This is a genomic window from Chryseobacterium geocarposphaerae (genome assembly GCF_002797535.1).
GTDB classification, from domain to species: domain Bacteria; phylum Bacteroidota; class Bacteroidia; order Flavobacteriales; family Weeksellaceae; genus Chryseobacterium; species Chryseobacterium geocarposphaerae.
Window position 1 is genome coordinate 510,605 of the sequence record NZ_PGFD01000001.1, and the last position, 26,966, is coordinate 537,570.

The 26,966-nt window shown below is 37.3% G+C and carries 20 protein-coding genes; all 20 read left to right on the forward strand.

The window, feature by feature from the left end:
- The first annotated feature begins 63 nt into the window (after positions 1-63).
- The 20 genes from CLV73_RS02340 to CLV73_RS02430 all read left to right on the forward strand — a co-directional run bounded on the left by CLV73_RS02340 (position 64) and on the right by CLV73_RS02430 (position 26,834).
- Positions 64-861, forward strand: coding sequence for a helix-turn-helix domain-containing protein (locus CLV73_RS02340; protein WP_100375281.1), 798 nt, complete (start codon positions 64-66; stop codon positions 859-861).
- 147 nt (positions 862-1,008) lie between these two features.
- Positions 1,009-1,593, forward strand: a complete 585-nt coding sequence (locus CLV73_RS02345) for a TetR/AcrR family transcriptional regulator (RefSeq protein WP_100375282.1) — start codon at positions 1,009-1,011, stop codon at positions 1,591-1,593.
- Between the two features lie 87 nt (positions 1,594-1,680).
- Positions 1,681-2,418 carry an SDR family oxidoreductase gene (locus tag CLV73_RS02350; protein ID WP_100375283.1) on the forward strand — a complete coding sequence of 246 codons (738 nt, stop codon included), beginning with the start codon at positions 1,681-1,683 and terminating at the stop codon, positions 2,416-2,418.
- Positions 2,419-2,603: 185 nt separating this feature from the next.
- Entirely contained in the window at positions 2,604-3,164 is a 561-nt protein-coding gene (locus CLV73_RS02355; protein ID WP_157798701.1) for a DUF2652 domain-containing protein, read from the forward strand.
- A gap of 21 nt (positions 3,165-3,185) precedes the next feature.
- Positions 3,186-3,335 carry a hypothetical protein gene (locus CLV73_RS18835; RefSeq protein ID WP_157798702.1) on the forward strand — a complete coding sequence of 50 codons (150 nt, stop codon included), beginning with the start codon at positions 3,186-3,188 and terminating at the stop codon, positions 3,333-3,335.
- Positions 3,336-3,506: 171 nt separating this feature from the next.
- Positions 3,507-4,316: an AraC family transcriptional regulator gene (locus CLV73_RS02360; protein ID WP_100375285.1), complete on the forward strand. Its 810-nt coding sequence runs from the start codon at positions 3,507-3,509 to the stop codon at positions 4,314-4,316.
- A gap of 164 nt (positions 4,317-4,480) precedes the next feature.
- Positions 4,481-5,350 (forward strand): SDR family oxidoreductase, encoded by an 870-nt coding sequence (locus tag CLV73_RS02365; protein WP_100375286.1) that lies wholly within the window; start codon positions 4,481-4,483, stop codon positions 5,348-5,350.
- 32 nt (positions 5,351-5,382) lie between these two features.
- The gene (locus CLV73_RS02370; RefSeq protein WP_228424175.1) at positions 5,383-5,910 is read left to right on the forward strand and encodes an SRPBCC family protein; all 528 of its coding nucleotides are present in this window, start codon (positions 5,383-5,385) and stop codon (positions 5,908-5,910) included.
- Between the two features lie 538 nt (positions 5,911-6,448).
- A complete protein-coding gene (locus CLV73_RS02375) occupies positions 6,449-7,165 on the forward strand; it encodes an NUDIX hydrolase (RefSeq protein WP_100376955.1) in 717 nt (238 codons plus the stop codon).
- Between the two features lie 16 nt (positions 7,166-7,181).
- Positions 7,182-8,666: a xylulokinase gene (locus tag CLV73_RS02380; protein WP_100375288.1), complete on the forward strand. Its 1,485-nt coding sequence runs from the start codon at positions 7,182-7,184 to the stop codon at positions 8,664-8,666.
- Between the two features lie 106 nt (positions 8,667-8,772).
- Positions 8,773-10,101, forward strand: coding sequence for a xylose isomerase (gene xylA / locus CLV73_RS02385; RefSeq protein ID WP_100375289.1), 1,329 nt, complete (start codon positions 8,773-8,775; stop codon positions 10,099-10,101).
- 96 nt (positions 10,102-10,197) lie between these two features.
- Positions 10,198-13,077 carry a SusC/RagA family TonB-linked outer membrane protein gene (locus CLV73_RS02390; RefSeq protein WP_100375290.1) on the forward strand — a complete coding sequence of 960 codons (2,880 nt, stop codon included), beginning with the start codon at positions 10,198-10,200 and terminating at the stop codon, positions 13,075-13,077.
- A 13-nt stretch (positions 13,078-13,090) separates the two neighbouring features.
- On the forward strand, positions 13,091-15,052 hold the full coding sequence (locus CLV73_RS02395) for a RagB/SusD family nutrient uptake outer membrane protein (RefSeq protein ID WP_185116752.1): 1,962 nt from the start codon (positions 13,091-13,093) through the stop codon (positions 15,050-15,052).
- Positions 15,053-15,139: 87 nt separating this feature from the next.
- Positions 15,140-16,318: a mannonate dehydratase gene (uxuA, locus tag CLV73_RS02400; protein WP_100375292.1), complete on the forward strand. Its 1,179-nt coding sequence runs from the start codon at positions 15,140-15,142 to the stop codon at positions 16,316-16,318.
- Positions 16,319-16,446: 128 nt separating this feature from the next.
- A complete protein-coding gene (locus CLV73_RS02405; RefSeq protein ID WP_100375293.1) occupies positions 16,447-17,262 on the forward strand; it encodes an SDR family oxidoreductase in 816 nt (271 codons plus the stop codon).
- A 102-nt stretch (positions 17,263-17,364) separates the two neighbouring features.
- Positions 17,365-19,083 (forward strand): glycoside hydrolase family 43 protein, encoded by a 1,719-nt coding sequence (locus CLV73_RS02410; protein ID WP_100375294.1) that lies wholly within the window; start codon positions 17,365-17,367, stop codon positions 19,081-19,083.
- Positions 19,084-19,334: 251 nt separating this feature from the next.
- A complete protein-coding gene (locus tag CLV73_RS02415) occupies positions 19,335-20,951 on the forward strand; it encodes a glycoside hydrolase family 43 protein (protein ID WP_100375295.1) in 1,617 nt (538 codons plus the stop codon).
- Positions 20,952-21,038: 87 nt separating this feature from the next.
- Positions 21,039-22,964, forward strand: coding sequence for an alpha/beta hydrolase-fold protein (locus CLV73_RS02420; RefSeq protein ID WP_100375296.1), 1,926 nt, complete (start codon positions 21,039-21,041; stop codon positions 22,962-22,964).
- Between the two features lie 44 nt (positions 22,965-23,008).
- A complete protein-coding gene (locus CLV73_RS02425) occupies positions 23,009-25,444 on the forward strand; it encodes a glycoside hydrolase family 31 protein (RefSeq protein WP_100375297.1) in 2,436 nt (811 codons plus the stop codon).
- A 16-nt stretch (positions 25,445-25,460) separates the two neighbouring features.
- Positions 25,461-26,834, forward strand: a complete 1,374-nt coding sequence (locus tag CLV73_RS02430) for a glycoside hydrolase family 43 protein (RefSeq protein ID WP_100376956.1) — start codon at positions 25,461-25,463, stop codon at positions 26,832-26,834.
- Positions 26,835-26,966: the final 132 nt, after the last annotated feature.

Here is a 26,966-nt window from a genome sequence, read left to right on the forward strand (position 1 = left end):
CGGCATTGCGGAAATTATATGCGAAGGTGACAAAGGCAAAACAATAATTATTAAATTTATAATATGAAAGAATCAAATATTGCTTCCTGTTATATGAGCCCTTCTCCCAGTGCCGAGCAGTTTATACCCGATCATTGCTTTATGTATCTGGTTTCAGGTTCAATGCTTGTTTATGATGGCCATAAGGAATATAAAATCAGTTCCGGAGATTATGGGATAGGCAGAAGAAACCATCTGGCAAAATATACCAAGCTGCCCGACGATGGTGCCTTCAAAAAGATGTTCATTTTGTTCGAACAGGATTTTTTAAAGACATTTAAAGATACCTACGGATTCAATGCTGAAAAGAATACAAGTACTGATGCGATTATCCCGCTGGCTAAAAATAAGCTGGTCAAAAATTTTATGGAATCAACAACCCCTTATTTTAATGAGGATGGATTCATGGAAGAGCCGTTTTTTAATGTTAAGCGGACCGAACTCTTGCTGGTACTCCTGAAGGTAAATCCTGAACTAGCCAGTGTTTTGTTTGACTTTACCACTCCTAAAAAAATAAACCTTGAAGAGTTTATGAACCGTAATTACAGGTTCAATGTAAGTATAGAACGATTTGCTTACCTTACCGGCAGAAGCCTGTCCGCTTTCAAACGTGATTTTGAAAAGATATTCTATGCAACTCCAAAACATTGGCTTGTACAGAAACGCTTGGAAGAGGCGTATTATCTTATCGATAAAAAAGGGAAAAAACCTTCTGAAATTTATCTCGATCTTGGTTTTGAGAATTTCTCCCATTTCTCTTTTGCATTTAGAAAATTGTTTGGGCATCCACCAACGAAATTAATTGAATCAAGAAATGAATAGGTTGTAAATCTTTACTTGTCCGGTTTTCTTTGTTTATTATTTTTTTAGCGATCAAAATCGATTGACAAAAACTATAAAAGAGATATGAAAATTTATTTTGTACTAAATGGTACAGTTTAGTACCTTTGCTTCATCAAAATAGAAATAATGGCAGGAAGGCCAAAAATATTCGACGAACAGGAAGCCGTAAAAAAAGCAACTGAAGTTTTTAGAACGAAAAGTTATGATACGGCTTCTGCAGAAGAATTGTTGACTGCTATGGGAATAGGAAAAGGAAGCTTTTATCTTGCTTTTAAAGGAGGAAAAGAGGAATTGTATATCCGCTCAATCAAACAGTTTGCTGAAGATTTTAACCAAAAAATGGGTCGGGCTATTGAAAATTCAGAAGATCAGGTTGAATTTATCAGACAATTTTTTTTGAGACTTGCAGATGTTGCAGATTGTGATATGGAAAGAGGTTGTTACCTGGGAAATGCTCTGGTTCAGCTTTCTGAAAAGAATGATGAAATTAAAAAAATAACTGCCGCACTATTGAAGAGCTTGCAGAAAATTTTTGCTGAAGCTATTAAAAATGCTCTTAAAAGCGAGCAACTGAAAACCAAAGAAGATCCTGAAATTTTAGCTTGGCATCTTACCAATCTTTGGAACGGAATTCACGTTACACGGCGAATGGAAAAATCACCAAAAATCTTGCGTTCACTTATTGAGATGAACCTGAGTATTTTGGAATAAAATAAATCAAGTTTCTCAAATTAAAAATTTGTCCTTTTTTGTACTGATTAGTACAATTTAAATATAACTTAAACAAAACAAATTATTATGAACATTACCAACAACACTATCCTGATAACCGGAGGAGGCTCAGGAATTGGTTTAGAAATTGCAAAAGTATTAAGCCCAGCAAATAAAATCATCATTGTCGGAAGAACAAAAGAAAAATTGGATGAGGCAGCAAAAGATTTGGAAAATGTCTTCACTGTACAGGCGGATATTACAAATGAAGCAGATATAGACAGGTTATATGAAGAAGTAAAGACTACCTTCGGAGGGATCAATATTCTGATCAATAATGCCGGAAATGCTTATGTTTATAACCTTGCAGATGCCGGTGATATTTACAGCAAAGCATTGGCCGAGTTCACTACGAATTATTTTGCCCCGATCCGTCTGACGGATAAGTTTCTTCCCATCTTAAAGGAACAAAAAGAAGCTGCTATTGTAAATGTTTCATCTATTGTCGGATTGGTTCCTGGTTCTCATGTTCCCACGTATTCCGATTCTAAAGCAGCTCTTCATTCTCATACCAGATTGTTAAGATACGAATTGGCAAAGAACACCGGTGTGAAAGTTTTTGAATTGATGCCACCATTGGTAAACACAGATTTTTCAGCAGAAATAGGAGGCAAAGAAAACGGAATTCCTGCTTCTGAAGTTGCTAATGATCTTTTGAAGGCTCTTCAGGAAGATATTTATGAAATTCGTGTAGGGAATACAGAATTGGTTTATAATAATTATTTTGCTGCCACAGAAGATGCTTTTGCAACCTTTAATAGTTAAAATTCATTAGTCCTGGTTTTAGGATTGATTCCATATATTTTTATCTCTCACAGTCTTTTGTGGGAGATTTTTTTTAAAGCTAATAGTTAAAATAATTACCTAATACAACAATGATTTCGTTTTCTTACAATTTATGCTGTAGGGATGTATCTACATTTGTGTCAGAAAGAACTAAAAAATCTGTCATGGAGTATTTATACAAACAATATTTATCAGAAAGCAGAAATATTCGGGTTGAAGAAGGACTTATAATCATTCCTGATATCAGTGGCTATACAGAGTTTGTAAGTAGCATTTGTATCGAAGCGGGTCGTTACATTATCGGAGAACTGCTTTCTACAATTTTGCAAGCCAATAAATTGGGGATGAACGTGTCCGAAATTGAAGGAGATGCAATATTATTCTACAAATTTGGTAAAAAGCCTTCTATGCAGAGAATTTTAAAACTATATGAAACAATGTTAAGAAGCTTTACTATAAAACTTAGAGAAATTGAAACTATCATTGGACATGACTTAGGTTTGTCATTAAAATTAATAGCACATTACGGAACTTTCTCAGAATATACTATCGGAACTTTTAAAAAACTTTACGGAGAACCGATCGTTAAAGCACATTCACTTTTGAAAAATACTATAAAAAGTAAGACTTATATATTGATGACCAATGCTGTCGTTTCTAAGGAAACAGCCAAAAAAGAAAAAGAATATTTTTTTATCAATTACAGTTGCAGAACAATTTTATAACAACCATAAAAAACAAAAGAAATGGAACAAACAACAAAAACAACATTCGACAGATCAGCTTACAATCCGGTATTGTTTAAAAGTTACAAGGTCACTAAAAAACTAATTAAGTATAGCTTTTACATTGCTTTAATCTATTTTGCCTATGAAGGTTTTATGGCCTGGGATTAATTTCTCATAGTATAACTATCCGCCGTTGATGAGAATAGCTCATCAGCGGTTTTTTATTGTTCATCAGTATTGTAAAATTTTAAATACATTTGTTTAGGCTAAGAACCTATAGAAGAAAACAAATTGGTTTAAATTAAGATGCTAACGATTTTCATTCAAAAAGTTAGAAATATGAAAGGTTATAATAGTTACCGAATATCTGCTCCTACAGAATTTAAAGATATTTTTTCACATTTTTACTATGCAGAAAACAGATCCGGAGAAACTGTAGAAAAAACACTTTTACCTTCATATCAGACTATAATGATTTTCAGTTTTGGTACTCACGCATCGTTTATTTCTAAAAATAAAGAGGAGATTAAAGTTGAAAAATGTATTGTATTGGGGCCTATAAAACATGCCTTTAACTATATTTTGCCTGAAGACGCCGAAATTTTGGTTTGCAATTTTAAAGACGATGCTTTTTTCAGGTTTTTTGGAAATGCAGCGTTGACTGATGATTTAGCAATGCACCCGGATGAATTGTTAAATCAGAATTGTTTTACAACACTTTGGTCTGAATTAAAAAAGATTGATTCCAATGAAAACCGGGTTCAGGGTATGCTGGATTTTTGTCAGCCCTATTTACGGGATCGTGACAGTATTGCAGAACAAATTGCAGCCTTTGACCGCACTAGCTTCAGCCCAATAAAAGAAATCTCTAAAAGGAACAAAATATCCGAAAGATCATTACAGACGAATCACAAAAAACATTTTGGATATACCTCAAAGGAGATTTATCGGTATCAGCGCTTTTTAAAAGCAATTCAGATTATCCAGAACAATTCTTGCCAAAACATTAAAATAGATTGGTTTGATGTCATCAATCAATGCGGTTATTATGACCAAAGCCAACTTATCAAGGATTTTAAGCATTATATTCATCTAAGCCCTTCCAAATACCTGAAATTCCAGGAGTCCATATGTGATCCTAAGAATTAATTGAATATTCATAGTTTTTTATAAAGATCATACCAATCAATATTATAATTGGTTTGGTCTTATCTGTTTTTTAACCATACAAATATGTAAAATAGGAGATTTCGTTTTCTTACAATTTTAGCTCCTGTAATACACCGAATTTTGAGGTATTAAAAAACAGTTTTATGAAAAGTACAAATCTTTTAATTACAGGAGCAACGGGAAGTGTAGGAACACAACTCGTTAATACATTGGTTAATATGAATGTCTCTTTTAAAGCCCTTGTCAGAAACAATGATCAGGGAGATCTGATGGCTCATTTGCCACAAACCGAAATAGCAATTGGTGATCTCTCGGATAGCGATAGCCTTGTTCAGGCATTGCAGGGAATTGAGAAAGCATTTTTGCTTACAAACTCATCAGAGCAAGCCGAAGAACTTCAGCTTAGTTTCGTGGATGCGGCATATAAAGCAGGTGTAAAGCATATTGTGAAATTATCTCAGCTGGCTGCCAATGAGAATTCCCCCGTACGTTTTCTCAGATATCATGCTGTTGTTGAAAACAGGATCAAAGAGTTGGGAATGAATTACACATTTTTACGTCCTAATCTGTTTATGCAAGGTCTTATAGCGTTTGGGCATTCCATTAAATATGAAGGGAAGTTTTATGGTTCGTTGGGAAATGCTGCTGTTAGTGCTGTTGACATCCGTGATATTGCAGGAGTTGCGGCAAAGGTATTAACAGAGAACGGACATGAAAACAAAATCTACAATATAACGGGAGAGGAATCTCTTACCCATTTTCAAATGGCAGAAATACTTTCCCGCATATTGAAAACAGAAATTAGCTATGTAGATTTAAATTCAGAACAAATGCACGGAGCATTAACTGTTGCCGGGTTTCCTGAATGGCAAATAGGAGGTCTTATCGAAGATTATGCTCATTATGCAAGAGGAGAAGCCTTTGAAATTTCTAATACTGTTTCTAATATAACGGGAAAACCTGCAATCGGTTTCGAACAGTTTGTTCATGATCATTTAAAGTTTTTTAAATAATTCATTAATCTTAAAAATAATAAACAATGAAAATGTTAGTGTATAGTTTTCTTTTATTAATAGGATTACTTGTAATAACGATTATTGGTCTGGAAGTATTCACTTCATACACTGTGTCAGAATCTATCAATGAAAAAGCCCCTGTAAAAACCTATCAGGAAATTACAATAAATGCCCCTGCTCAAAAAGTTTACCATATTATGAGTGATATAGACCATTGGGAAGATTGGCATAGTGATATTAAAGATCCTAAACTAAGCGGGCCATTTAGAAAAGGAAGCTCTTTTGATTGGAAAAGCGGTGGATTAACCATTCATTCGACTTTGCATACCGTATTGCCAGAACATAGAATTGGCTGGTCAGGTAAAGCTTTCGGAGCATTTGCAATTCATAACTGGTCATTCATAGAACACGAAGGAAAAACAACGGCGAAAGTTGAAGAAAGTATGGAAGGGTGGTTAGTATCTCTATTAAGCAATACATTTCAAAAAGGCCTGGAAAGCTCATTACAAATCTGGTTAAAGAATCTTAAAGTAAAAGCGGAAAAAAGTAAATTTTAAAATACTTATTTTAAAATGATTTAATAGATTGAGAATCCTAATAGGATTCTCAATCTATTACAGTTTGGATAATAGTAGAAATGTATGAAGTTTTAAATAATTAATACATCAATTTTCTATTCTGGTGAAGAGACCTATTATCCATCGAAATTCTATTATTGGTAATTTTATAATCGCTTACATGCAAAAATGGTAAAAAAAAATATTAATTTTTGATGTTTTTTTTGTTTAAAAGTGTTTTTTTTACACTTGTTTTTATTTTTTTTTAACTTTTTTTTTCTTAATTCTTATCATAATATTTAGATACAATAATAAAACATTTTCTTATTGTAATTTTTGATATAAATACTTGTTAATTGAACTATTACAATATTTATAAGTATGAATTTAATGATAACCTTATCATATTTTATATGTGAATGTTTTCATAAAAAATCGATATGTAAATCGTTGATATTTAGGTGTTACTGTGGAAAATATTTTTTTTATTCAATTGAATTTTTATATTTGTCATGTTACATAAATGTTAACACGTCAGATGAACTCAAACTTTATTCATACATATGTATCGGTGGACTGTGTTGTTTTCGGATTTGATCACGAAAATCGACTGAATATTTTACTGGTTGAACGCCACCTTGACGAGAAAAGACAAATTAAGCTTCCCGGAAGTCTTATTTTTAGTGATGAAGATGTGGATGATGCAGCCCAAAGAGTTTTGCATGAACTGACCGGTATAAAGAAAATGATCCTTAAGCAATTCAAATGTTTTGCAGATCCTATGAGAGCAAATAATGAGAATGATATTAAATGGATGGGAATGGAGTATAAGCATCATATTGACAGAATTATTACAGTAGCATACTTATCTCTTTGTAAAATAGATCATAAAATTAACAGCACAAAATATAGTACGGTAGATTGGTTCCCGGTTGATGAAGTTCCTTCTCTGCCATTTGATCACAATAAAATTATCAATGAATCTTTAGTGGAAGTAAGAAAATGGATAGAACTGGATTTCTCTATTATTTTTGAGCTTCTTCCAAAGAAGTTTACCATCAGGCAGCTCTATCAGTTATACAGTGCTTTGAGTGAAAAGTATATTGATATTAAGAATTTCCATAAAAAAATATCTTCCTTCAGTTACATTGTTCCGTTGGATGAGATTGAAACCAATGTATCGCACCGTGCAGCAAGATACTATAAGTTTGATGCTAAGATTTACAAAAAAAACAATACTAAACTAATAAAATAATTCTCCTCTCTACATTATGTATTTACTAGGCTATGATATCGGCAGCTCGTCTGTGAAAGTTTGTCTCATTGAGGCATCCAGCGGAAAAGTGATTGCATCAGAATTTTCTCCTAAAAAAGAAATGAAAATCACTGCTGTTCATCCCGGTTGGGCAGAACAGAATCCTGTGGACTGGTGGACAAACCTGAAGCTTGCTCATGAAGCCGTAATGCATGAATCGGAAATACATCCCGAAGATATTAAAGGAATCGGGATTACCTGGCAAATGCACGGTTTGATTTTGGTGGATAAAGATCAGAATTTATTAAGACCTTCCATCATCTGGTGTGACAGTCGTGCCGTTCCTTATGGAGAAAAAGCCTTCAAAGAAATCGGAGAAGAAAAATGTCTGTCTCATTTACTGAATTCGCCGGGAAATTTTACCGCTTCGAAATTAGCCTGGGTAAAAGACAACGAGCCGGAAATTTTTGAAAAGATTGATAAAATAATGCTTCCGGGAGATTATATCGCGATGAGACTTTCCGGGGAAATCGGAATGACGATTGAAGGATTATCAGAAGGGATTTTCTGGGATTTTAAAAACAATTGTATTTCTGAAGATGTTATCAATTATTATGGAATTCCGAAAAGCTTTTTCCCTGAAATTGTCCCGACATTCGGTATTCAGGCAACAGTTTCTGCTGTGGCAGCTGAAGAATTAGGATTAAAAGAAGGAACTCCGATATCCTACAGAGCAGGAGATCAGCCGAATAATGCTTTGTCATTAAATGTTTTCAATCCCGGAGAAATTGCTTCCACCGCAGGAACTTCAGGGGTAGTGTACGGAGTGTTGGACCAACTGGATTATGACAAATTATCAAGAGTAAATACTTTTGCTCACGTAAATCATACTGAAGAGCTAACCAGACTGGGTGTTTTACTTTGTATTAATGGAACGGGAATCTTAAATTCCTGGCTAAAACATAATTTTGCAACTTCATTATCTTCTTATGGAGATATGAATGACCTGGCTTCTCTTTCCCCCGTTGGAGCAAAAGGGTTAAGTATCATTCCTTTTGGTAATGGTGCGGAAAGGGTGTTGGAAAATAAAGAAACCAATTGTTCCATTCACGGAATTAATTTCAATATACATACAAAAGGAGATATTTTACGTGCTGCGCAGGAAGGCATTGTTTTCTCCTATGAATACGGAATGAATATCATGAGAAATATCGGAATGAATATTCAGGTAATTCGTGCAGGAAATGCCAATATGTTTTTAAGTTCAATTTTCAGAAAATCACTGGCCGGAGTGAGTAATGCTGTTATTGAGCTTTATGATACAGACGGAGCGGTAGGTGCTGCGAGGGCAGCAGGAATGGGAATAGGTTTTTATGCAGATTCTAAAGAAGCTTTTGCTTCTCTCGAAAGAATTGCTGTCATAGAACCCCAATTAGAAAAGCGAGAACAATATCTGGAAGCCTATTCAAGATGGAAACAACATCTTAACGAAATAGTATAATCCCACAACAAAGGAATTTTCCATTGTACTTATTGACCTTTTGAGATCAGTGAGCTGGGTATTCTTACGTCAATTTTAACACTAAACTAAAATTAAAACAACATATATGAAAACTTTAACAGGTACAAAAGAGTTTTTTACAGGTATCGACAAAATCAAGTTTGAAGGAAAAGAAAGCAGAAATCCAATGGCTTTCAGATATTATGATGCGGAAAGAATTGTCATGGGAAAACCTATGAAAGACTGGACGCGTTTTGCAATGGCTTGGTGGCATACGTTATGTGCTAACGGAAGCGATCCGTTTGGTGGACCTACCATTCACCATCCTTGGGATATCGGAAATGATGCCGTGACAAGAGCCATGCATAAAATGGATGCAGGTTTTGAATTTATGTCTAAAATGGGCTTCAATTACTACTGTTTCCACGATATTGACTTGGTAGATCCGGCTGATAACTGGAAAGATTACGAAAAAAATCTTCAGGCTGTAGTAGAATATGCAAAACAGAAGCAGCAGGAAACTGGAATCAAACTTTTATGGGGAACAGCCAACGTTTTCACCCACGAAAGATACATGAACGGAGCTTCTACCAACCCAAATTTTGATGTGGTAGCTTGTGCAGGAACTCAGGTTAAAAATTCTATCGATGCTACAATTGCTCTAGGTGGTGAAAACTACGTATTCTGGGGAGGAAGAGAAGGCTACATGAGTCTTTTAAATACAGATATGAAGCGTGAAAAAGATCATTTGGCGCGTTTCCTTTCCATGTCGAGAGACTATGCGCGTCAGCAAGGCTTTAAAGGAACTTTCCTTATTGAGCCAAAACCGATGGAGCCTACAAAACATCAGTACGACTATGATTCTGAAACGGTGATCGGTTTCTTAAGACATTATGGATTAGATAAAGATTTTAAATTAAATATTGAAGTTAACCACGCGACTCTTGCTGGTCATACATTCGAGCATGAGCTTCAGGTAGCGGTAGACGCAGGACTTTTAGGAAGTATCGATGCGAACAGAGGGGATTACCAGAATGGATGGGATACAGACCAGTTCCCGGTAGATTATTATGACATGGTTCAGGCTTGGTTAGTACTTTTACCAGCTGGTGGTCTAGGAAATGGAGGAGTAAACTTCGATGCTAAGATCAGAAGAAACTCTATTGATCCTGAAGATTTGTTTATTTCTCATATTTCCGGAATGGATGTTTTTGCAAAAGGACTTTTAGCCGCAGCAGATATTCTTGAAAATTCAGATTATAAAAAATTGAGAACAGACCGTTATGCTTCGTTCGACAACGGAAACGGAAAGGCTTTTGAAGACGGAACGCTTACTTTGGAGGATCTTCAGAGAATAGCTCATGAAATTGGGGAACCACAGCCAAAAAGCGGAAAACAGGAATTGTTTGAAGCTATTGTGAACATGTATATCTAAATAAACGTAAAAAGGCTGTTAAACACTAAGGATTTCTCAGAGTTATAATTATTACCGGCCTTTTTATTCAACCCTAATATTTAAAACATAATAATTATGAACCGATTTTATTTAGCTAAAACCAATAAAGCTGCTCTCTTTTTTGCGATGGCTTTATTGCCTTCCGGCTTGGCATATTCTCAGACTAAAAAAGATACTGTTGCTAAAGAGAAAAAAATAGAAGAAGTAGTTGTAATCGGATATGGTACGCAGAGAAAAGAAGCCGTTACAGGTTCTGTTGCTACCGTAAAAGGCGAAGCTCTTAGAGAGGTTCCTACCGCCAATATAACACAAGCTCTACAAAGTAGAAGTGCTGGGGTAGAAATCAATCAAACGTCCAGTAAACCTGGAGCAACCATGAAAATCCGAATCAGAGGAACGAGATCATTATCAGACTCTGCAAATGATCCGCTTATCGTATTGGACGGAATTCCTTTTGTAGGATCTTTGGGAGATATAAGCTCTAGTGACATCAAGAGTGTGGATATTTTGAAAGATGCATCTGCAACCGCTATTTATGGCTCCAGAGGAGCGAACGGGGTTATACTAGTTACAACAAACAGAGGATCAAAAGGGCAAAAGCCTAGATTTACTTATAACTCTTTCACGGGGAGTCAAACTTTGTTTTCTAGGTATCCTATGATGAATGGCGCTCAATTGACTAAGCTGAGACATGATGCCAATGATCTCATCAAAAATGGAGACAGTGAAAAAGACGGAGTTGATACGGATTGGCAAAAGCTCTATTATAAGCCAGCAATGATAACAAACCATGATGTTGGAGTTTCCGGAGGTACAGACGGGGGTAATTATAATGTTGGTTTGTCATACTTGAAGCAAGATGCTATAGTTCCTTTGCAAAGTTATGAACGTTTTGGTTTTCGACTAGGTCTGGATCAGCAGGTCGGAAAAATTTTTAAATTTGGATTTACTACAAATTCCAATTATGTAAAATCTGAAGGTAATGGTGTTGCTTCAGCTCCTACATTAGGATATTCGCCTTTGGCCAGCCCCTATGATGAATTTGGTAATCCGAGAAGAACATTAACGATGTCATCAAATATGGATCAGGCGTGGGTTTACACAAGAAAAAGTCTTGATGCTCTGGGAGATAAATATGTAGATGAAACGAAAGCTTTCTCATCTTATAATAACATATATGGTGAAGTTAAATTACCAATAGATGGATTGAAATACCGGATAAATGTAGGGTTGGATTTCAGAACTTCAAATAGTGGAAATTATACAGGGGTAGGAGTATTTAATATAAATCCTGCTTCTATTTCTTCTGCAGGCAAGGGGAATAACCAGACCTATCACTGGACTATAGAGAACTTATTGACTTACGATAAGACTTTCGGAAAGCATAAGATAAATGCTGTTGCTTTATATTCTTCCGAACAAAATACTTATACAAGTAGTTATATGAGTGCTAAAAATGTACCTGCAGATTTTTTTCAATATTATAATCTAGGTCAATCTCCACAAGCTGATATTACTGTAAGGCCTGAAGATCAATCTTATGCCAGAACAGGATTGGTTTCCTATATGGGACGAGCGATGTATACCTATGACAATAAGTATATGATTACAGCTACTCTTAGAAGGGACGGTGCTTCTGTACTTGCAGAAGGACACAAATGGAATACTTATCCGGCAATTTCCGTGGGGTGGAATATTACTAATGAAAACTTTATGAAAGCTTTCCAATTCGTTAATCTTTTGAAATTAAGATATGGTTGGGGAGAAACATCAAATCAAGCGATTGCCCCTTATACGACTTTAGGAAGCTTAACTGTTAATCCATATAACTTTGGAGGAGCTTATTCTACAGGTGTTTCTATTAATACAGCTCCAAACCCTTACTTAGGATGGGAATATTCCAAAACACACAATGCAGGATTGGATTTTGGGTTTCTTAACAATAGAATCAACGGTACAGTAGAATATTACAGAACACATACTTCCGGAATACTTCAAAATAAGAGTTTACCTTCAACTTCAGGGATTCCAGGGGGAGTATTACAAAATGTAGGAGATATTGAAAACAAAGGTTGGGAAGCTTCTCTTAATGCAATTATTATTGATAAACCGGATGGTTTCAGTTGGGATGCCGGAGTTAACTGGTATGCCAATAAAAACAAAATTTTATCACTTGCATCTGGTGCACAACGAGATGAAAATAATTTATGGTTCGTTGGTCATAATGTAAATTCACTATATGATTATCAGTATGTAGGTTTATGGCAACAAGGAGATCCTTATTTGAGCATTCTTGAGCCTCAGGTTGGAGCTGCTCCAGGTATGATTAAAGTTCTGTATACAGGGGGGTATAATGCAGATGGAACACCTGTGAGAGCTATAGGTCCTGAAGATAGACAAATTATAGATACCAATCCAGATTGGCAGGGAGGTTTCAATATGCGTTTTGCTTACAAAGGTTTTGAGCTGAGTACAGTAGGTGCATTCCAAAAAGGTGGTGTTCTGATCAGCTCTATTTATGGTTCTGCAGGTTACTTGAATAGATTAACCGGTAGAGGAAATAACGTAGATGTAGATTACTACACAGATGACAATACAGATGCAAGATTTCCGAAACCAGGTGGATTGCTAAGTGGTGATAATCCAAAGTATCTGTCAACTCTAGGCCTTTTTGACGCATCATATGTGAAATTAAGAACAATTACATTAGGATATAACTTAAATAAAGATTTTCTTAAAGATCTTAACATTAATAGCTTAAGAATTTATTTTACGGTAACAAATCCATTGATAATTTATTCGCCATATCACAAAATGTCTGGAATGGACCCTGAACCGAACTCTACAGGTGATCAAAATCAGGCTGTAAGCGGATACAAAAATCGTCAGTTGATTATAGGAACTAATAATCCTGCGACAAGAAACTTTATATTGGGAATTAACTTATCTTTCTAAATCACACATCATCATGATAAAAATTAACAAAAAAATTGTATTGGGAGTTGTAGTGGCTTCACTAGTATTGTCTAGCTGTAATGAGATTCTAGACGAACAACCCAGATCAGGATATACGGTTGATTATTTCAATTCTGCAGATGGCGTAACATCTGGTGTAACCGCATTATATAGAAGCTTACGTCTTCTTTATGGGAATGGTTATTATATGAGTGCTACACAGAACGGAACGGATGAGGCAACTTGGGCTCAGAGTGCAGACGGTAACTTTAAAGATCTGGATATGACAGGTGGTGCTGGAGCGATTAACTCCAATACTTTCCCTACGAGCATGGTTTGGGGATCCGTTTTCCCTTATATTAATACAGCTAATGGTATTATAGAAAGAGGACCGAAATTCAATATTCCGGAATCTCTTATATCTGAAGCTCGTTTTTTCAGATCATTTTATTACTTTCAACTAGTACAGACGTATGGTGGGGTACCTTTAGATTTAGGCTCTGGAGAATTGGCTCTGAACATTTCACCTACCACTTTGTCTAAAAGAAATACAGTTCCTGAAGTATATTCAAGAGGTATTTTTCCTGATTTATTAAAAGCAATAGATAATCTTCCTGCAACTCCCAGAGTTACGGGTGGGGTTACAAAAAATGTAGCAAGGTTGTTTTTAGCTAAAGCGTACCTCACTTACGGTTGGTGGTTGCAAAATCCTAATAATATCCCGACATATCCCGATGCTGCACGAACGGATCTTGATGGTCATAATGCACAATGGTATTTTCAAAAAGCATATGATTTATCTCTACAAGGTATTAATAATCCGGGATCTTATGCACTTCAACCTACTTATTATGATGTAAATGAAGGCTCTAAAGATCGTAATTCAGAGCAGATGCTTTACGCAGATCATACAGCATCCAGTATTTTTTATAACGAGGGTGACCCCGTAGGATACGGTTCAGGATGGGCTCCGGATAACTTCGCTGCCTGGATGCAAACATGGAATTATACAAATATAAAAAGTAGTAAATCTGCTACTTCATGGGTTTCAGCAAGCCCTATCACAAGAGAAGCGACGCAATCGCTGGGAAGACCTTGGGTACGTATGGCACCACCTATAGGAGTTATCAAAAACACTTTCGCTGATAAAACTAATGATTCTCGTTATGATGGGACTTTTGTGACAACTTATAGGGGAAACTGGCATAAAACTGGAACGGGTCTGGAAACTGTTACAACACTATATAATGCTAATAATCTTCCTGTACCGGTAGGAGGGGCGATATTAAGCTTCTTGGATGATGATTCCCAATTGCCAAATATTGTTTACCCGACTGATGGCGGCCAAAATGGTGTAGGTGCTGGTGTTTTGCCCGGACGTGCGGATTGGGTAATTTCACCTAACGGAATTAGCAGAATTGTATATCCGGGACTTTGGAAAATTGGAACATATCAGACAAATGATGTTACTGGTTTAGGTTATCCAAATGCCGCTTTAACAAGGCCATTTCCTGTAGCCAAATTCTCCGAATTTTATTTCATTGCGGCGGAAGCAGCTGTAAAAGGAGCTTCAGGTGCTATGAGTGCACGAGATTTGATCAACGTAATTCGCGCAAGAGCAGGAAAATGGAGATTTAGTAATAAGAATAATGCTTCGTATATTGCTGATAATAGTGCAGCTATGATTGCAGCAACACCGGCTACTATTACTATAGATTATATTTTAGCGGAAAGATCAAGAGAATATTATGGAGAGTTTTACAGATGGTTTGATTTGGTAAGAACTCAAAAATGGGCAGAATACGCTGCAACTTATCAGATAGGAGGAACAGCTTATGGAAATCATACACCACAGAATTTTACAAGAAATATTCAGCCATATCATTACCTGAGACCAATTCCTCAAGGACAGTTGGATGCAATGACCGAAATGTCTGCAGCAGATAAAGCAAAATATCAGAATCCTGGTTACTAAAAATTAGTTAGTTTCACATTCATATATAGTTTACAGGGCAGATCCTAAAATATCTGCCTTGTTTTTAATTTAAAATTTAAAAATGGTATGGAAAAAACATGGCGTTGGTTTGGGAAGAATGATAAAATTAAGTTACAAACCCTTCGACAAATCGGTGTGGAAGGTATTGTTTCTGCGCTGCATGAGATTCCGAACGGGGAAGTCTGGAGTTTAGAGGCTGTTAATGATTATAAAAACTATATAGAAAGTCACGGTCTTCGCTGGTCTGTTGTAGAAAGCCTTCCGGTAAGCGAAGCGATCAAATACGGAGGTGAAGACCGTGATTTTTTGATAGAAAACTACATCAAAAGTCTCGAAAACTTAGGAAAAGCTGGCGTAACTACGGTTTGTTACAACTTTATGCCGGTTTTAGATTGGGCAAGAACAGATCTTTTCCACGAATGGGAAGACGGTTCGTCGTCATTGTATTTTGATAAAGCAAGATTTGCTTATTTTGAAATTCATATTCTGAAAAGAGAAGGAGCCGAAAAAGATTATAATCCGGAAATTCTGAAAAAAGTGGAAGAATTAAAAAATACACTTTCAGAAAAAGATAATAATGATCTGATTGATTCGGTGATTGTAAAAACACAGGGATTCGTGAATGGAAATATCAAGGAAGGCGAATTGAATCCTGTAGAAAAATTTAAAAATCTATTGGCTTTATATGACGGAATTGATAAAAACCAGCTTCGGGAAAATCTAAAATATTTCCTCGAAAAAATAATGCCAGTCTGCGAACAATGGAATATCCAGATGTGTGTACATCCCGATGATCCGCCTTTTGCTTTGCTCGGCTTACCTAGAATTGTTACCAATGAAGAAGACATCGACTGGTTCCTTAATGCCGTGAACAATCCTCACAACGGACTGACATTCTGTGCGGGTTCACTTAGCGCCAATCTTCAGAATGACGTTCCGAAACTGGCCCAAAAATTTGCTCACAGAACAAAATTTGTTCATTTGAGAAGCACCAATGTTTTTGAAAACGGAGATTTCATTGAGGCCCATCATTTAGGCGGAAGAGGAAAATTAATCGACGTGATTCGCGTATTCGAAAAAGAAAATCCGGATTTACCGATGAGAATCGACCACGGAAGATTGTTGTCGGAAGATATTGATAAAGACTACAATCCCGGCTATTCTTTTCTGGGAAGAATGCTGGCTTTAGGACAGATTGAAGGCGTCATGGCAACCGTACAAAACGAAATGGCCAGAAATCTTTAGGAAAAACAGAACCCGAAGGGTTCAATATAAATAGCCGTAGGTGAAACCTATGGAAAAAAGAAATACAATTTCCAACGAACCCGAAGGGTTCAATATCATTTATCAACCATCAATTATCATTCATAAAAATGAACGAAATATTCAGTATAAAAGATAAAGTTGCCGTCATTACAGGAGCTTCCGGCGTTTTGGGAGGAAGCCTGGCCAAAAGTTTTATCGAAGCCGGAGCGAAAGTGGTGGCACTTGGCAGAAATCAGGAAACATTGGATTCCTGTGTGAAAGAATTAACGGATTTCGGAGGTGACGCATTTGCCGTCGAAGCCAATGTCATGAATATAGAAAGCCTTGAAAATGCTTCAAAAAAGATCATTGAAAAATATGGCAAAATAGATATTCTGCTGAATATTGCAGGAGGAAATATTCCCGCCGCGACCTTGTCTCCGGACCAGTCATTTTTCGATATGAATATGGAGGGATGGGATGAGGTAACGAACCTTAATATCAACGGAACCGTTTATCCATGCTATGTTTTCGGAAAAGTAATGGCGGAACAAAAAAGCGGAAGTATCGTCAATATTTCTTCGATGGCAGCTTATTCTGCAATTACAAGGGTTGCCGGATATTCGGCGGCTAAGTCGGCAATTACCAATTTTACGCAATGGCTGGCTTCAGATTTAGCATTGAAATTCGGAGATAAAATCCGTGTGAATGCTGTTGCTCCGGGATTTTTCATTGGAGACCAAAACCGTGCAATTTTATTAAATCCGGATGGTTCTCTAACCGACAGGAGCAAAAAAGTCATGACTAAAACACCTATGCAAAGATTCGGAGAAGTGGAAGAACTGAATGGAGCCGTACAGTTTCTTTGTTCGGATGCCGCAAGTTTCATTACCGGGGCTTTACTTCCTGTTGATGGCGGTTTCAGCGCTTTCAGCGGAGTATAATTTGTAGTTATTTTCTTCATATAGTTAAGGCCTTAACTATTTTTTTGTTAAGGTCTTTTACAAAACTGCTTTTAAAAATTTCTAATAATCTAAAAATAAAATATGAAACAGAGATTTATGCAATCGATTATTTCTAAAAATAAAACAGGCCTTTTTGCTGCAATGGCTCTATTTTCCATCAGCAATATTGCCGCTCAGACTTTCTCCGATTTCAATTACCATGGAAACGATAAAATATATAATGATAACCCCTTAAAATCAGACGAATTTTATTCCCCGATTCTGCAGGGTTGTTATCCCGATCCGAGCATCACCAAAAAAGGAGACGATTATTACTTAGTAAACTCTTCTTTCTCGATGTTTCCGGGTGTTCCTATTTTCACCTCTAAAGATTTGGTGAATTGGAAACAGGTTGGGCACGTTCTCGACAGACCTTCTCAGCTAAAAGTGGAAAAAGGAGGGGTTTCGCAGGGAATTTATGCGCCGGATATTAAATACAACAAATACAACGATACTTTTTATATGATTACCACCCAGATCGCAGGTGGAGTCGGCAATATGGTCGTAAAAACCAAAGATCCTGCAAAAGGCTGGAGCGAAGTTCAGAAACTCAATTTTGATGGAATCGATCCGGCCATTTTCTTTGATGATGATGGAAAAGCCTACATCGTACACAATGATGCACCGCCAAAAGGAACCGAACAGTACAACGGTCACCGAGTGATTAAAATGTGGGATTACGATTTAGAAAAAGATCAGGTTGTGGCAGGTTCAGACAGAATTATCGTCAATGGCGGAGTAGATCTTTCTCAAAAGCCGATTTGGATTGAAGGGCCGCATTTGTACAAATACAAAGGGAAATACTACCTGATGTGTGCAGAAGGCGGAACCGGAGGCAACCACAGCGAGGTGATTTTTATGGCAGATTCGCCGAAAGGCCCGTTTGTTCCGGCTAAAAACAATCCTATTCTTACCCAAAGATATTTTCCGAGAGACAGAAAAGAAAAAGTCGATTGGGCAGGTCACGCTGATTTGGTGGAAGGCCCTAACGGACAATGGTATGGCGTATTTTTAGCCATTCGTCCGAATGTCAATAATCGTGTCAATAAAGGCCGTGAAACTTTCATCCTTCCTGTTGACTGGAGCGGAGCATATCCCGTTTTCCAGAATGGGCTGGTTCCGATGAAACCAAAATTAAAAATGCCACAAGACGTTCAAAACCAAACCGGACAAAATGGATTTTTCCCGAACGGGAATTTTACCTATAACGATAAATTAACCGATAAAAATCTGGATTTCCGTTGGATTGCAATGCGCGGACCGCGTGAAAATTTTATCACTGCTACAAAAAATGGCGTAAAAGTGAACCCGATGGAAACAAATATCAAAGCGTTGGCTCCGATTTCATCTTTGTTCCACAGATTACAGCACGAAGATTTTGAGACATCTGTAACCCTTGATTTTAAACCTAAATCTGAAAAAGAATTGGCCGGAATTACGCTCTACCAAAGCGAAACGTTCAATTATGTTTTCGGAGTTACGAAGAAAGACAAAGACTTCTACATCGTTTTAGAAAGAACTGAAAAAGGAAGTTCAAAACTGATTGCAAGTGAGAAAATTTCATTAGGTAAGACCATTAAATTCCAGGCTGTTGGCGAGAAAGATAACATTAGCTTCAATTATTCTTTGGACGGCAAAAATTTCAAAAATATCGGCGGTCCGGTTTCAGGAGATATCCTTTCAACCGATGTTGCAGGCGGTTTCACAGGAAGTTTAATTGGCTTGTACAGCACTTCGTCCAATGATACTGTGCCGAATTAATTTAACCATTTTAAACCTTCAAGGTTTTGTAAAGTAAAAGTAGTAATATCAATAGAAAATCAATAGGGACGGGCTTTAGCCCGTTTTCAAAGAAAAACAATCAGTCGGCTTTAGCCAAAACTTAAGATAATATAGGCTTTGATACGATAAACCAATTTGAAATAAACAGTTAGTATTAGCAATGTCACACTGAGCTTGTCGAAGTGTTTTTTGAGATTGCTTAAAATCAACCAAACCAAAATATCAAAACCGTGAAAATTAATAAATCATTTTATATAGTTTCTTTTTTGGGATTTATCGGGCTGAATAACCTTTCAGCCCAGGTAAATCACTCTGAAAAGGCGACAACCCGATTTACCAACCCAATCATTTGGGCAGATGCCCCGGATTTATCAATCACCAGAAACGGCGACGATTTTTACCTGATAAGCACTACAATGCATCTTATGCCAGGCGCTCCGGTAATGCATTCCAAAGATTTGGTCCATTGGGAAATGTCGAGCTATGTTTTTGATACACTAAATGATAATTCAAAATACGATTTGATTGACGGAAGCGTTTACGGGCGCGGACAATGGGCATCGTCCATCCGTTATCACAAAGGAAAATATTACGTTCTGTTCTCTCCGAATGACGAGCCTTTCAAATCCTATTTTTATGTTACCGACAATCCTGAAAAAGGCAATTGGAAGCTTATCACGAGAACCAGGCATTTTCACGACGCGTCTTTACTTTTTGATGATGATGACAGAGTTTACGTTTTTACTTCCAACAAAGTTTTTGAGCTGAGCCCGGATTTTAAAACCATTATCGGGAATCAGGACGGAACGGAAGTTTTTCAAAAAGATGCTTCGGAAACTGGACTTTTGGAAGGTAATCAAATCATTAAGAAAGACGGAAAATATTATATGATGATGATTTCCTGGCCGAGAGGCGGAAAACGTCGTCAGGAAGTTTACAGAGCTGATAAAGCTACCGGACCTTATGAGAAAAAAGTCATCCTTGAAGACAATTTTCTTGGATTTTCATACGCCGGACAAGGTGCTTTAATCGATGATAAAAATGGTAATTGGTATTCGCTGATTTTCCAGGATAGAAATGGTGTAGGCCGTGTCCCGATTTTGCTTCCGGTAAAATGGGAAAACGACTGGCCGGTTTTGGGCGACAACGGAAAAGTGCCTCTGACAGGTGAAGTCCCGCTTTCGCCATTTAAACCAAAAAATCATCTGGTGGAAAGCGACGAATTCTCCGACAAAAAAATGAAAATCCAGTGGCAATGGAATCATAATCCTGTCAACACAGCTTGGTCTTTATCCGACAGAAAAGGCTTTTTAAGGTTAAAAACCAATAGAGTCGTTGCTAATCTGTACCTCGCTCCGAATACGTTGACCCAAAGAATGGAAGGCCCGAAATCCAGCGGCGTAGTTGCTTTGGATGTAAAAGGGATGAAAGACGGTGATGTTGCTGGTTTCAGTGCGTTCAATGGTGATTCCGGGATTTTGTCTGTGGTAATGGAAAATGGTAAAAAGTTTATTGTCTTTTCAACCAATGAAGTCAGTTTAGATAATAAAACCAAGGCGGTTACAGGTGTTAAAAAAGAAGAAAAAAAGAGAATCCCATTAAACTCGGACAAAGTTTATTTTAAAATTGATGCCGATTTTAATCTCGGAAAAGATTTGGCAGACTTCTATTACAGCACCGACCAAAAGAACTGGACGGAAATGGCAAAAGATTACAAAATGATTTTCGATTACCGAAGATTTTTTATGGGCTCTAAGTTTGCGGTTTTCAATTATGCAACCAAAGATCTGGGAGGTTTTGTAGATGTTGATTTTTTCAGATATACAAATTCTTCAACCATAAAATAAGTTTTATAGAATAATCTATATAAAATAAGCTCTACAGGTAAATTTTTTTATCTAAATTAATAAGTGTAAAAAATACAAATAAAAACCATGAATAAATCAGTTGTATTTGCTTTAGGATTTGTTTTATCAGGAATATTTGTTTCTGCGCAAACTCTTGATAAACAGGCTCCACAGGGTTTTGATGTTGAAAATTCAACGATTTCCCACGGAAAAATTGATACGATTCAATATCCATCAAAAACAGTTGGAACAACAAGAAAAGCTTTGATCTATACACCGCCGGGATTCAAAAAAGGGGAAAAATATCCTGTTCTTTATCTGCTGCACGGTATTGGCGGAGACGAAAAAGAATGGTTTAACCAAGGAAAGCCTAATGTTATTCTGGATAATCTCTATGCACAGGGAAAACTGCAGCCGATGATTGTTGTTTTACCTAACGGCCGTGCGATGAGAGATGACAGAGCTACTGGAAATATAATGGCTCCGGATAAAGTGGAGGCATTCGCAACTTTTGAAAAAGACCTGCTGAATGACCTGATTCCGTTCGTAGAGAAAAAATATCCTGTAAAAAAAGACCGTGAAAACCGAGCTTTGGCAGGACTTTCAATGGGGGGTGGACAAACACAGAATTTTGCTTTCGGAAACATCGATAAATTTGCGTGGCTGGGCGCATTTTCTTCAGCACCCAACACGAAAGAACCAAGCAAACTTTTGCCCAATCCGCAGGATGCGCTGAAGATGAAGCTCATTTTTATTTCCTGCGGCGATGCAGACGGATTGATGTCTTTCAGCAAAAGAACCAGCGATTATCTGAGAAAAAATAAAATCCCGCATATTTTTTACATCGAACCGGGCGGCCACGATTTCAAAGTCTGGAAAAATGATTTGTACATCTTTTCACAGCTGTTATTCAAGCCTGTTGATAAAACTAAATTTGATGGATTTACCGTTTTAGGAACACCTGCAGCAACCAATATCAGGAATGCGCAGTATCCTCAAATCCTTCCCGACGGAAGAGTAATGTTCAAGGTGAAAGCTCTGGAAGCGCAAAAAGTTCAGATCGATTTAGGAAAAAAATATGCCCTGAAAAAAGACGCAGACGGCTTCTGGACAGGCACAACTGATCCTCAAAGCGGAAGCTTTCATTATTATTCCCTGCTGATTGATGGTGTTGCGGTGGCAGACCCGTCAAGTCAGACTTTTTACGGAATGGGAAGATACGCCAGCGGAATCGATATTCCTTTTGACGGCGATGATTTCTATGCCTTAAAAGACGTTCCGCATGGTGATATCCGTATTAAAAATTTCTATTCCAAAGTCACTAATTCATGGAGAAGAGTTTTCATCTATACACCGCCGGGTTACGATCAAAATTCTGCTGAATCTTACCCTGCGCTGTATATTTTACACGGCGGAGGCGAAGACGAAAGCGGTTGGGCGAATCAGGGCAAAACGAATCTGATTTTGGATAATCTGATTGCAGAAGGAAAAGCAAAAAAAATGGTTATCATCATGCCCGACGCTAACATTGGCCAGGGCGGAATCCGAAACTTTGGCGAACGCAATCTTCAGATGTTTGAAAAGGAGCTGAAAGAATCCATCATTCCTTTTGCAGAATCCAATTACAGGATAAAAAAGGGTAAAGAAAATCGTGCTTTGGCAGGGCTTTCCATGGGGGGAATTTATACATTGTATGCCGGAATTCAGAATTCGGATATGTTCTCAAGTCTGGGTGTTTTCAGTTCAGGATATATGCTGCCGATGCTTCAGGATGTTGCTGATAAACAGTACAAATTTTTAAATGAAAATAAAGCTGCCTTTTCTTCCAACATCAAAAATTTCTGGATTTCAATGGGCGGAAAAGATGATATCGCTTATGAAAACGGTCAGAAAATGCTGAAAGAATTAGATAAAATCGGAATTAAATATTCTTACACAGATTATCCCGGAGGTCACACCTGGCCGGTTTGGAGAAACAGTCTGTATCAGTTTGCGCAGGAGCTTTTTAAATAAATTTTTAAGACATTGGTAAAAAAATAATTCAAATCTAAAATGAAATGAGCTTTACAAAGATTAATATAAAAACTTCCATCATTACCGGCGTAATATTTTCCGGAATGCTGCATGTAAATGCACAGTCTTATCAGAAAACAGATTCGGGATTGAAATTTTCTGCTGATAATATAAATGTCGAAGTAAAATTTTATGGAGAAAATACGATTAGAATTATTAAATATCCTGCCGGAAAATCATTTGTTAAAAATAGTTTGTCGGTCATTAAGCAAGAGCAGAAAACCAGATTTTCAGTTTCAGAAAACAAAAATATAATTTCAGTAAAAACGAATGATTTAAATATTTTTATTGATGCTAAAAATGGAACAATTACATACAAATCGCCTTCAGGAAAAGAATTTTTAAAGGAAAAAGAAAGTGATTTTAAGCCTTTTAATGATGCAGGAGATCAGACGTATTCGGTTACACAAGCTTTTCAACTGGAAAAAGACGAACCCATCTACGGTTTAGGAATTTTACAGAACGGGAAAATGTCCCAGCGAAATACAGATGTAAAAATGATTCAGAATAACACCTGGGATTTTGTGCCGTTTTTTCAGTCTGTAAAAGGGTATGGCGTTTTTTGGGATAATTATTCTCCGACACAATTTACTGATAAACCGGACAAAACATCATTCTCTTCGGAAGTTGGGGAAGGTGTCGATTATTATTTTATCTACGGAAAAAATGCTGATGGCGTAGTCGCAGGAATGCGAAATTTGACGGGAAATGTCCCGATGATTCCTTTATGGACTTACGGTTACTGGCAGAGCAAAGAACGCTACAAAAGTCAGGATGAGCTTTTGGATGTCGTTAAAAAATACCGTGATCTGAAAGTTCCTTTAGACGGAATTATTCAGGATTGGCAATATTGGGGCAACAATTATCAATGGAATGCAATGGATTTCATCAGTCCCGATTTTCCCGATGCCAAAAAAATGATACAGAACATCCACGATATGAATGCGCATCTTTCCGTTTCTATCTGGTCGTCTTTCGGTCCGATGACGAACCCTTACCGTGAGATGGACAAAAAAGAGATGCTTTTCAATTTTAAAACCTGGCCGGAATCTGGCCTGGAAGTGTGGCCGCCTGATATGAATTACCCTTCAGGAGTCCGCGTTTACGATGCTTATAATCCCGAAGCTAGAAATATTTACTGGAAATATCTCAACAAAGGCGTTTTCAGTCTAGGCGTCGATACCTGGTGGATGGATTCTACGGAACCGGATCATCTTAGCCAAAAGCCGGAAGATTTAGATACCAAAACTTACCTTGGTTCTTTCCGAAAAGTGAGAAATGCGTATCCGTTGATGACAGTTGGCGGAGTTTATGACCATCAGCGTGAAACAACCAGTGACAAAAGGGTTTTTATTTTAACAAGGTCAGCTTTTGCGGGTCAACAGAGATATGCAGCCAATACTTGGTCGGGCGATGTCAACTCTTCGTGGGAATCTTTGCGCAATCAGGTTCCGGCAGGTTTAAATTTCAGTCTGACTGGAAATCCAAATTTCAATTCTGATATCGGCGGTTTCTTTGCCGGTGTTTATAAAAGAAATGGAGGAACCAAAAATCCAATGTTTCAGGAATTATACGTTCGCTGGCTGCAATATGGGACTTTTACACCAATGATGCGTTCGCACGGAACCGATGTTCCAAGGGAAATTTATCAGTTTGGTCAAAAAGGCGGTGTTGTTTACGATGTGATAGAGAAATTCATCAAGCTACGTTACAGTATGTTGCCGTATATTTATTCGACTTCGTGGGATGTTTCTAAAAATAATTCGAGTTTTCTGCGGGCACTTTCGATGGATTTTTCAACGGACAAAAGAACTTGGGACATTAACAACGAATATCTTTTCGGGAAATCATTCTTAGTGGCACCGATTCTTAATCCCCAATACACGCCTGAAAAAATCGTAAAAACCGATGAAAATGAAGGCTGGAATAAAACCGATAATTCACTTTCCAATATAGATTTCACCCAAAATAAAACCGTGAAGGTTTATCTTCCGGCAGATTCAGATTGGTTTGATTTCTGGACGAATGAAAAACACAAAGGCGGTCAAGAACTTCAGAAAGAGGTTAATCTTCAAAGCATTCCGCTGTATGTGAGAGCAGGAAGTATCATTCCGTTTGGTCCTGATGTACAGTATGCTACTGAGAAAAAATGGGACAATCTCACGGTAAAAATCTATCCGGGAACAGATGCAGATTTCGTCTTATATGAAGATGAATTTGATAATTATAATTACGAAAAAGGAAATTACTCTGAAATCCCTTTTCATTGGAACGAAAAATCAAAAACCTTGACAATAGATTCCAGAAAAGGAAATTTTAAAGGAATGATTGATCAACGAAACTTTACCCTAATTCTTCCGAACGGTCAACAGCAATCGGTGAATTATTCTGGGAAAAGAATAAATGTCAGTTTTAAATAATCTTAAAGTGCTGAAAATGAAATTTTTAAATTTAATAACTATTTTAGGATTTTTCCAGCTTTCATTTGCCCAAAATCCCATCATTCAGACCAAATTCACGGCAGATCCAGCGCCGATGGTATATAAAGACACAGTTTTCCTTTATACAAGCCACGATGAGGACGATGCTTTCGGATTTAAAATGAAAGACTGGCTGCTGTACACGTCTACAGATATGGTCAACTGGACCGATCACGGAATTGTAGCCTCCCTGAAAGATTTCAAATGGACCGATCCCGAAAACGGAGCGTGGGCGCCACAAGTCATCGAAAGGAACGGAAAATTTTACATGTATTGCCCAATGCCGGGACAAAGAGGAATCGGCGTTTTGGTGGCCGACAGTCCTTATGGCCCTTTCAAAGACCCTATCGGAAAGCCTTTGGTGAAAAATTCCAGCGATGATATTGACCCGACCGTTTTTATTGATGATGACGGACAAGCCTATCTCTACTGGGGAAATCCGAATCTTTGGTATGTCAAGCTGAATGAAGATATGATTTCTGTCAATGGTTCTATCATAAAAGACCCTTCGATTGCTAAAGTGAAAGGTTCGCCGGACCCGTTCCATTATCAGGAAGGACCTTGGGTTTGGAAAAGAAATAATCATTATTATCTGGCCTATGCATCAACCTGCTGTCCGGAAGGAATCGGCTACGCAATGGGAAAATCTGCAACCGGACCTTGGGAATATAAAGGAATGATTATGGACAGCGACAAACGTTCCAACGGAAATCATCCCGGAGTTATTGATTATAAAGGAAAAACCTATGTTTTCGGATTCAATTATAATATCGGAAAACAGACGATGAGCAAACATTACGAACGCCGTTCTGTCTGCGTTAGCGAAATGAAATACAATGCCGACGGAACCATCCAAAAGTTACCTTTTTGGAATCCCGAAGGCGTAAAAAGAATAGCAACACTCAATCCATACAACAGAGTGGAAGCGGAAACCATCGCTTTCAGTGAAGGACTTAAAACCGAAAAAATGACCGAGTGGGAAAGAAATAATCCTTACGACACAGGCAAAAAAATCACCGACCGAATGGTCGTTTCATCCATCAACAACGGCGATTATCTGAAGGTTCAGGGTGTAGATTTTTCAAAAGGAACTCAATCCATAGAAGTTTCTGTGGCTGCAATGTACGGCGGAACGATTGAAATCCGCACAGACACAATTGACGGACCAATTTTAGGAACTGTAAAAGTTACCGGAAAAGCGGAAGGCGATATTTTTAAAACTATCAAAGCTTCGGTAAAAAATATCAAAGGCGTTCACGATTTGTATTTTGTTTTTAAAGGTGACAGAGATCTTTTCTATTTCGATTGGTGGAAATTCAGTGCAGATTAAGTTGGATTGAAGCTGAATTCAGGAATATCAATAGGAATGGGCTTTAGCCCATTTAATAAAATAGAATACGGTTGGCTTAGCCAAAATTTAATTTTTTTGTTATGAGTTACATTAATATTATTAGTTAAAATT